The sequence below is a fragment of the Acinetobacter sp. Colony158 genome (genome assembly GCF_019264745.1).
Classification (GTDB): domain Bacteria; phylum Pseudomonadota; class Gammaproteobacteria; order Pseudomonadales; family Moraxellaceae; genus Acinetobacter; species Acinetobacter ursingii.
This window is the reverse complement of the sequence record NZ_CP078523.1, coordinates 2,036,848-2,044,394: the sequence shown is the minus strand read 5'-3', so window position 1 is coordinate 2,044,394 and position 7,547 is coordinate 2,036,848. Positions and strand designations below refer to the sequence as shown.

The following is a 7,547-nucleotide window of genomic DNA, read 5'->3' as shown; positions in this document are numbered from 1 at the left end:
ACAGGGCCAAGTTCATCCACTTCCAAACCAAGCATCGTCAATTGGTCAGCTAAAGTATCACTATCAATCGCTGGATTAACCCAAGTGCGTAACCAGTTTTCGCTAATTTTCATCTGTATAAAACCTTATTTAATCCTGAAAAATGTTTAAGCAAATTGGCGTAGAAAACGCACATCATTTTGATAGAACATACGCAAGTCATTAATGCCATAACGCAGCATTGCAAAACGCTCTACCCCTAAACCAAAGGCAAAGCCTTTATATTTTTCAGGATCAATCCCTGCTGCTTGTAGCACGTTTGGATGTACCATGCCACAGCCTAAAACTTCCAACCAACGACCACGCTCGTCCATGATATCCACTTCGGCACTTGGCTCTGTAAATGGGAAATAAGATGGACGAAAACGTACTTTTAAATCTTTTTCAAAGAATTCGTTGAGCAAATTAATCAATAAACCTTTTAACTCAGCAAAACTGGTATTTTCTGCAACGTACAAACCCTCAATTTGATGAAACATCGGTGAATGCGTCTGATCTGAGTCACAACGATAAACACGCCCCGGACACACAATACGAATGGGTGGTTGCGTGGTTTCCATGGTACGAATCTGCACCCCAGAAGTATGCGTACGTAATAAATGATTGGCATCAAAATAAAACGTATCGTGCATCGCTCGTGCAGGGTGATGTCCTGGAATATTTAAGGCCTCAAAGTTATGATAATCATCTTCTACTTCAGGGCCTGTTGCGATCGTAAAACCTGCTTTGGTAAAAAATTGGCAGATACGTTCTTGCACCTGAATGACAGGGTGAATACTGCCAGTCAGCTGACCTCGTCCTGGCAATGTAATATCGATGGTTTCGCTGGCCAGTTTTTGTTGTAATGCAGCTTGTTGTAACGCATTTTGGCGCTCGGTCAATGCGTTATTAATCGCCTCACGAACGGCATGAATGGCAGCACCCTGAACCTTACGTTCCTCAGGATCCATTTTGCCCAATGCTTTCGATTGTTCTGCAAGCTGGCTTTTTTTCCCTGTAAATTGAACTCGGACTTGATCGAGTGCAGCAAGGTCTTGAGCCGCTGTAATAGCAGCAAGCGCGTCGGTGGTCAGGGCTTCCAGTGACATAGTAACTCTCAAAGCAACAAAGTTATAAATAAAATAAAACTCTGCATTCTAACAGTTTTTAGACGCAATGATGAAGATCAAACGCAGGAAAATTGCTGTTCAATGCGAGTGACCTCTAGTCATACGAATTATAAAACGTATAAGATTGCATTCAGCACAGATGAGAAAACTGAACTATGGCACTTGATCAAATCTGGAAACAACAACTTACTCTAGTCACCTATGGCAATGAATATCTCAGCCATGAACTCAGTTTTAGTCGTTGGTTACAGCATTCTATTTTTTATCAGCACTATTTTCAGTTTCGTGATCTGAGTTCACAGCACCTGCTGGCACAGCATTTTCAAGTCTGGCTTGAAGGATTAAAAAAGCAGGGGGTTTACCGCATTAGTCTACATCTTTCCACATTACTCACTGATGAACAAAATCCAAATGCCAATGTTGAGCTACTGCCTTTTGCCCATTTTATTGTGAGTCATGAAAAGAATAAAAAAACCGCATGGATCTTGGGTAAAGAACTTGCCGAATGGTACTTAAATGACAATGACTTTGAAATTCCAGCTTCACAGCAATCAACTTTGCATCAGGAAACATTTTGGCGTTTTGATTTGTCCGATAAACTCTGCAAAAAAATCGAAGCTGATTTAAAAGAATCAGATTGGGATGAGATTCAAACCTTTATTGAAAATGAATTATTTCAAAGTAAATATGCGCAAGGCTTTATTGAACCGCAAAATCATGATTTACCCTATTATGGAATCGATGCCAAACTGGTACAAAAACCAGATGGATCACTTTTGCAGGACATGCAATATCTAGCGCTTATTCCAACAGATTATTCCGCCGATGTTGCGCATGAACTTTTGCATCGTACCGAAGCTTTGTCAGACTTTATTGAGCAGTTACGTCAACATCCTTATCGCGAATCTGGTGAAATGCTTACACCTGAAGATCAGATTAATCTGCGTAATTTTTCTCAGAAACTGGACGACCTGAGTGCCAAGCTGATTGTAAAGATCGCCAATCATTATAAGTCCGCACAGCGCACTCCTATCGAAATCGTATCCCCTCTCGATCCTCAAGCACAGACGCTATCGCAAAACAAAAAGCCATCTACCTCTAAAGATCATCAACATCATAAAGTAGGTTCATCGGGAGTGATCAAACTTATTATTCTGACCATTATTATTTGCGCTTGCGCATATTATTTTGGTCTATAACGATTTTGAATAAAAACCTAAAGTACGTTTACTTTAGGTTTTTAGGTTTATCTCTTAATAGCTGGGTTTTATTTTTATAATGACTTTGTGCCCACCATCATGTTGATTAACAATGTGATGAACATTTTCAATTTCACCTTCAACTTCGGCATCTGGTCCATAAAAAACTCGAATTGTTTCACCTTTTCTTGGCAAAATACTCAATTCCGTTTCAATTGCACCTTGCTCTAAACCTTCTACGCTGACTAACATGTTTTTATTCTCCTCAAGTTCTCTTGACTATAAAAGTTTCTTTACTGTAGAAAGATTCGAGGCTAAATGTCTAATCAAAGATGTTGGGGTTGTGTAATCTTCAATACAATCAATACATCATCTTATTCATCATAGTTTAAATCATCCTCATCAACGTTGATAAAATCAGGTACAGGCGTTTTCTCAAATTGTACAGCGAGAATCTTCAAATCTCCCTGTAGTTTTGCCTTAGCCACTCGATGCATACCATCCATGACTCGACCATCAGCGCTTAGAATGATTGGATAGGTTAAATCCGCCTGTTCGATAAGTTGAATATGTTCAAGAATTTGCAGTGTAGTTGGATATTCATCTGGAAACCAATACGCTTCATTTAGCTCCAAAATTTGATCTAATGAGATTTCTTTAACTTTAAAATCTTTTGACAAATCGACCAGTCGGTGTATATCCCAAATATAAGTATCATGACCAACCTGCCGAAAATGGTATTGTTTACGCATTTTATCTCTCTTTCTTTTATAATTTTTTGAAAAATCTGTCTCAACCATAAATCAACCAATAAAAAAGACCGCTAAAAAGCGGCCTTCTTTTGAATCTCTAAGCTTATGCAGCTAATGCACCTTTCGCTTTTTCAGCTAAAGCAGCAAATGCAACTGCATCATGCATAGCGATGTCAGCTAATACGCGACGGTCGATGATCACTTGAGCTTTTTTCAAGCCATCGATCATACGGCTGTAAGACAAACCGTTTTGACGAGCACCGGCATTGATACGCGCAATCCATAGAGCACGGAATTGACGTTTCTTCTGACGACGGTCACGGTAAGCGTATTGACCAGCTTTGATTACCGCTTGGAACGCTACGCGGTAAACGCGTGAACGAGCACCATAGTAACCTTTAGCGCGAGCAAGAATTTTTTTGTGACGACGATGAGCCACTACACCACGTTTTACACGAGCCATTTATAATCTCCTTAGATGTATGGGCACATACGACGAACTGAATTCATGTCAGAAACATGAACCATTACACAGCCGCGTAATTGACGAATACGTTTAGCAGATTTTTTGGTCAAGATGTGGCGCTTGAACGCTTGTTTACGCTTAAAACCGTTTGCAGTCGCTTTGAAGCGTTTAGCTGCACCACGGCGAGTTTTTAACTTAGCCATAGTAACCTCTTTTGAGCACCTGTTCGGCACGTTTGCACCATTGCAAATCGACCTGCAGGTAAGGAAGGCAGTATGATATAGCATCTTTGCTTAAAACAAAAGCAAATTCAGTTGAAATTGCATCGTATACACAGCTCTGAGTTTTAATATTTTACCCATCAAAAAACTTAGTTTTATAGCCTTGTTTTAAGAATTCGTGCTTATAATTAAAGCAAGATTCTCAAAATACGATAGTTATGAAAGCTAAGCAGGATGCTTTTGCCGCACTCCGATATCGCGATTTTTCCATTATTACGGTCAATCAATTTTGCCTGACACTTGCCATTTTGATTCAGGAAATTATTGTGGCCTATTCACTTTATAAAATTACCAAAGATCCACTCACTTTGGGTCTGATTGGTCTTGCAGAAGCGATTCCATTTATTAGTCTGTCACTCTGGGGCGGCTATATAGCAGATAAATTTAATAAACAACTGATTATGAAAATTTGTCTGTTCTTTTCATTTCCATTGCCCTTAGTGCTGTGGGGACTCTTTCACTTATATGGTTTAAATCAAATCAGTGTCCATGTCTTGGCATTAGGGATTTATGCGGTTATTTTCTGTTTTGGTGTGATTCGTGGCTTTTATAGCCCATCTGCGACATCACTTAAACCGTTTTTGATTCCACGAGAGCTTTATACCAATGGCGCAACTTGGACAACTATAGGTTGGCAAAGTGGCGTGATTTTAGGGCCAATGCTCGGTGGCTTTATGCTGGCTTTTTTAGGTCGTGAAACCAGTCTATTAAGTGTTTCCATTCTCCTATTCATTTGTTTTTGTTTAATCATGTTGCTGAAGAAAAGAAACTTTCCCGCAATTGAACATGAAAATATGTGGTCAAGTTTGGGAGAAGGCTTTCGTTTTATCTGGAAAACCAAGATTGTGCTTTGGGCAATCTCACTGGATCTGGTTTCCGTCTTATTTGGTGGCGTAGTGGCGTTACTGCCAATTTTTGCTGAAGATATTTTAAAAGTTGGTCCCGAAGGTTTAGGTTATTTAAGAGCAGCTCCTTCTATTGGTGCGCTCTTTACCATGATTGCTTTAACCCGATTTCCACCGACACATCATGCATGGCGCAATATGTTACTGGCTGTAGCTGGTTTCGGCATATTTACCATTATTTTTGCTTTTTCAAGTCACATGTGGCTGTCACTCTTTGCTTTAGCCATGACAGGCGCTTGCGACAGTATTTCTGTGGTGGTGCGTCAAACCATTTTACAAATCTTTCCACCCGAAAATATGCGCGGCCGCGTTGCCGCGGTCAATGGCATGTTTGTTTCGAGTAGTAATGAGTTAGGAGCGTTTGAATCAGGTTTGGCTGCTAAATATATGGGAACTCTTGCAGCAACCCTGTTTGGTGGCTGTATGACGCTTGCAGTAGTGATATTAAGCTGGACGAAAACCAAAGATTTATTTCATGTGGATATTAATAAAGGCACGGACCCTTAAGTTTAAGTTATGTTTTCACTCAAATAATATGATTTTTCATTAGATACCCTCAAGTCTGCATTTTTTTGTTGCGTGTATTTCCTGAACAGGGAATACTTCGCAACAATGCTTTAACCATCACAAACCATCCAAGATGAAACAATCTATTTTTTGCCTTGCACTTTTTGCAAGTGTATCCATCACCCAAGCTGATGCAAAAGAAAACTCTTCACAATTGGCACCACAAAAAAGCTCTGCCCTTCCCGCACATTTGACAACTCGGCTTGAATGGCGTGAATTTCCAAAGCTCAATTATGACAATGCAGATTTACAAGGACAGGATCGGGCGGCGATTTTACGTGTCGCGGCAGATGAAACAGGAACAGTCACTCAAGTCAAAGTTCAGGAAAGTACTGGTAATAAAAAGCTGGACGATTTGCTCGTAAAAGCAGTAGAACAAGCCAAAGTAAAACCGTTCCAACAAGATGGAAATCTTATTTCGACGATAGGTTACCAAACTTTTAATCTGGATTATAAAGACCGCGATGACTCAACTGCTGAATGTATTTATCATTTTGATTCAAAGAACTGGTTAAAACAGCAAACAGCCAAATCAGCTCCTTTTCGCTATGTTCAGCAACCTAGATTAAATGTGCCACGTGATGAACTTAAAGGCAAAGATCGCTTGGTGCGTTTTAATTTTAAAGTGAATAAACAAGGTGAAGCAACCCAAGTCAAAATTAACAAAGGCTCAGGGATTTACGCTTTAGATGCACAGGTGATGCAAGCCCTTTCAAATACTCAAGTGGATGTTCCTAAAAAACTTTGGTTCTTTAAAAAATCCAAGCTTAAAGATGAAATCCATTTTAAACTGGATAAATGTTCTGCACTCTAAAGTTTAAATTGACCAGAAACATCGCTTTCTGGTCAATGAATCAATCCGATATAAAGTAAATAAATAAACAAATAACGTCCTGCTTTCGCAAAAGTGACCACTATTACAAAACGCCAGAAATTTTCTTTCAGGACACCTGCAATTAAGGTAATGGGATCCCCAATTATTGGTACCCAACTTAGCAGTAAGGAATAAAAACCATAACGATGATAAATCTTTTGTGCTTTTTCCAATTGCTTTGCTGAAACAGGAAACCATTTTTTATGTTTCAAATGTTCAATTTGCAGACCTAACCACCAGTTGACACACGAACCCAATACATTACCCAATGTCGCCACCCACAATAAAAGCACGACTGGATGCTGTTGAAGTACGAACAGAGAAAACAATACGGCTTCTGACTGCAATGGCAACAATGTTGCAGCACCAAACGCAGACAAAAATAAAAGAAAATACGCCATCAGAGAATCTTTGACAAAAAGCCATTACTTTTTATCAAAGATTGAATGATCTTTCAGTAAAAAATCAGATGATTTGAATGGATAAAGCTTTCTGTACGGCTGGGCGCGCAGTCAAACGTTCTACATAATCCTTCACATAAGGATAGTCGTTTAAATCAATGGATTGCCACTCATGACGTAATACCCACGGTAAAATTGCCATATCTGCGATCGAGTACTCACCTGCCACAAATTTTTGTCCAATGAGCTGCGTATTAAGTACGCTATACAAGCGTTTAGTTTCAGTGACATAACGCTCGATGGCATAAGGAATTTTTTCTTTAGCAAAGCGACCAAAATGATGATTTTGACCCAGCATTGGACCCAAACCGCCCATTTGCCACATTAACCATTGCTCAACTTCAACGCGTTCTTGCTCATCTGTCGGGTAAAAAAGTCCCGTCTTACGACCCAGATATTGTAAAATTGCACCCGATTCAAAAATCGAAATTGGCTCATGATTTGGGCCATCTTGATCAATAATGGCAGGGATTTTATTGTTGGGTGATATTTTCAGAAAGTCTGGCTGAAACTGATCATTTTCTAAAATATTAATTGGAAAAATTTGATATTCCAGCTCCATTTCTTCGAGCGCGATGCTGATCTTATGTCCATTGGGGGTTCCCCAATAATATAGGTCTATCATGAAATACCTTCTTATCCTATTTTTCTATCTTTAAGTCTTTGTATACGTTTATAACATGTTTTTTAACATCTAATAAAAGTATAAAGAGTGATTTAGTTTAGCAGTGACTTTGCTTAACAACCTTAAAGAAAATCATAAAATGAGAATCTAAATCTTTATCTAGTCAGTCGATGCTGTTTATTCTGATATTCTTTTGCCTGTTCACCGACAAATTTACGTCCCTGATTTTCTCCATTGATCCATTCCTTTGCAGAAAACAGATCAAATAG

At 39.2% G+C, this 7,547-nt stretch carries 11 protein-coding genes; 3 read left to right on the top strand and 8 right to left on the bottom strand.

From position 1 onward, the window contains the following. Both JR005_RS14765 and pheS read right to left on the bottom strand, forming a co-directional pair. A partial coding sequence (locus JR005_RS14765) for a hypothetical protein (RefSeq protein ID WP_228731799.1) occupies positions 1 to 113 on the bottom strand: 113 nt, incomplete at its 3' end. Positions 114 to 146: 33 nt separating this feature from the next. Next, positions 147 to 1,127: a phenylalanine--tRNA ligase subunit alpha gene (gene pheS / locus JR005_RS08420; protein ID WP_218664891.1), complete on the bottom strand. Its 981-nt coding sequence runs from the start codon at positions 1,125 to 1,127 to the stop codon at positions 147 to 149. Positions 1,128 to 1,303: 176 nt separating this feature from the next. On the opposite strand from pheS, the gene JR005_RS08415 reads away from it, so the two are divergent. Beyond that, positions 1,304 to 2,347 (top strand): hypothetical protein, encoded by a 1,044-nt coding sequence (locus JR005_RS08415; RefSeq protein ID WP_218664890.1) that lies wholly within the window; start codon positions 1,304 to 1,306, stop codon positions 2,345 to 2,347. 54 nt (positions 2,348 to 2,401) lie between these two features. Here JR005_RS08415 and JR005_RS08410 read toward each other — a convergent pair whose 3' ends face one another. The 4 genes from JR005_RS08410 to rpmI all read right to left on the bottom strand — a co-directional run bounded on the left by JR005_RS08410 (position 2,402) and on the right by rpmI (position 3,768). After that, positions 2,402 to 2,599: a hypothetical protein gene (locus JR005_RS08410; RefSeq protein ID WP_004993029.1), complete on the bottom strand. Its 198-nt coding sequence runs from the start codon at positions 2,597 to 2,599 to the stop codon at positions 2,402 to 2,404. Positions 2,600 to 2,721: 122 nt separating this feature from the next. Further along, positions 2,722 to 3,099: a hypothetical protein gene (locus JR005_RS08405; protein ID WP_004993027.1), complete on the bottom strand. Its 378-nt coding sequence runs from the start codon at positions 3,097 to 3,099 to the stop codon at positions 2,722 to 2,724. 103 nt (positions 3,100 to 3,202) lie between these two features. Then, on the bottom strand, positions 3,203 to 3,562 hold the full coding sequence (gene rplT, locus JR005_RS08400; RefSeq protein WP_000124858.1) for a 50S ribosomal protein L20: 360 nt from the start codon (positions 3,560 to 3,562) through the stop codon (positions 3,203 to 3,205). Between the two features lie 11 nt (positions 3,563 to 3,573). After that, entirely contained in the window at positions 3,574 to 3,768 is a 195-nt protein-coding gene (rpmI, locus tag JR005_RS08395; RefSeq protein ID WP_002054552.1) for a 50S ribosomal protein L35, read from the bottom strand. A 236-nt stretch (positions 3,769 to 4,004) separates the two neighbouring features. Here rpmI and JR005_RS08390 point away from each other — a divergent pair, with 236 nt between their 5' ends. Together JR005_RS08390 and JR005_RS08385 are read left to right on the top strand one after the other, a co-directional pair. Next, the gene (locus JR005_RS08390; RefSeq protein ID WP_218664889.1) at positions 4,005 to 5,258 is read left to right on the top strand and encodes an MFS transporter; all 1,254 of its coding nucleotides are present in this window, start codon (positions 4,005 to 4,007) and stop codon (positions 5,256 to 5,258) included. A 133-nt stretch (positions 5,259 to 5,391) separates the two neighbouring features. Next, positions 5,392 to 6,132: a TonB family protein gene (locus JR005_RS08385; protein ID WP_218664888.1), complete on the top strand. Its 741-nt coding sequence runs from the start codon at positions 5,392 to 5,394 to the stop codon at positions 6,130 to 6,132. A 32-nt stretch (positions 6,133 to 6,164) separates the two neighbouring features. Here the strand turns inward: JR005_RS08385 and JR005_RS08380 are convergent, their stop codons facing one another. Both JR005_RS08380 and JR005_RS08375 read right to left on the bottom strand, forming a co-directional pair. Further along, complete coding sequence (locus JR005_RS08380; RefSeq protein WP_218664887.1) at positions 6,165 to 6,593, bottom strand: YqaA family protein; 429 nt, start codon at positions 6,591 to 6,593, stop codon at positions 6,165 to 6,167. A gap of 64 nt (positions 6,594 to 6,657) precedes the next feature. Continuing rightward, positions 6,658 to 7,278, bottom strand: a complete 621-nt coding sequence (locus JR005_RS08375) for a glutathione S-transferase N-terminal domain-containing protein (protein ID WP_218664886.1) — start codon at positions 7,276 to 7,278, stop codon at positions 6,658 to 6,660. Between the last annotated feature and the right edge of the window lie 269 nt (positions 7,279 to 7,547).

What these genes read in the sequence shown, in the direction of transcription:
- pheS (WP_218664891.1), bottom strand. Translation starts at nt 1,127, where the DNA reads ATGTCACTGGAAGCCCTGACCACCGACGCGCTTGCTGCTATTACAGCG.
- JR005_RS08415 (WP_218664890.1), top strand. Translation starts at nt 1,304, where the DNA reads ATGGCACTTGATCAAATCTGGAAACAACAACTTACTCTAGTCACCTAT.
- JR005_RS08410 (WP_004993029.1), bottom strand. Translation starts at nt 2,599, where the DNA reads ATGTTAGTCAGCGTAGAAGGTTTAGAGCAAGGTGCAATTGAAACGGAA.
- JR005_RS08405 (WP_004993027.1), bottom strand. Translation starts at nt 3,099, where the DNA reads ATGCGTAAACAATACCATTTTCGGCAGGTTGGTCATGATACTTATATT.
- rplT (WP_000124858.1), bottom strand. Translation starts at nt 3,562, where the DNA reads ATGGCTCGTGTAAAACGTGGTGTAGTGGCTCATCGTCGTCACAAAAAA.
- rpmI (WP_002054552.1), bottom strand. Translation starts at nt 3,768, where the DNA reads ATGGCTAAGTTAAAAACTCGCCGTGGTGCAGCTAAACGCTTCAAAGCG.
- JR005_RS08390 (WP_218664889.1), top strand. Translation starts at nt 4,005, where the DNA reads ATGAAAGCTAAGCAGGATGCTTTTGCCGCACTCCGATATCGCGATTTT.
- JR005_RS08385 (WP_218664888.1), top strand. Translation starts at nt 5,392, where the DNA reads ATGAAACAATCTATTTTTTGCCTTGCACTTTTTGCAAGTGTATCCATC.
- JR005_RS08380 (WP_218664887.1), bottom strand. Translation starts at nt 6,593, where the DNA reads ATGGCGTATTTTCTTTTATTTTTGTCTGCGTTTGGTGCTGCAACATTG.
- JR005_RS08375 (WP_218664886.1), bottom strand. Translation starts at nt 7,278, where the DNA reads ATGATAGACCTATATTATTGGGGAACCCCCAATGGACATAAGATCAGC.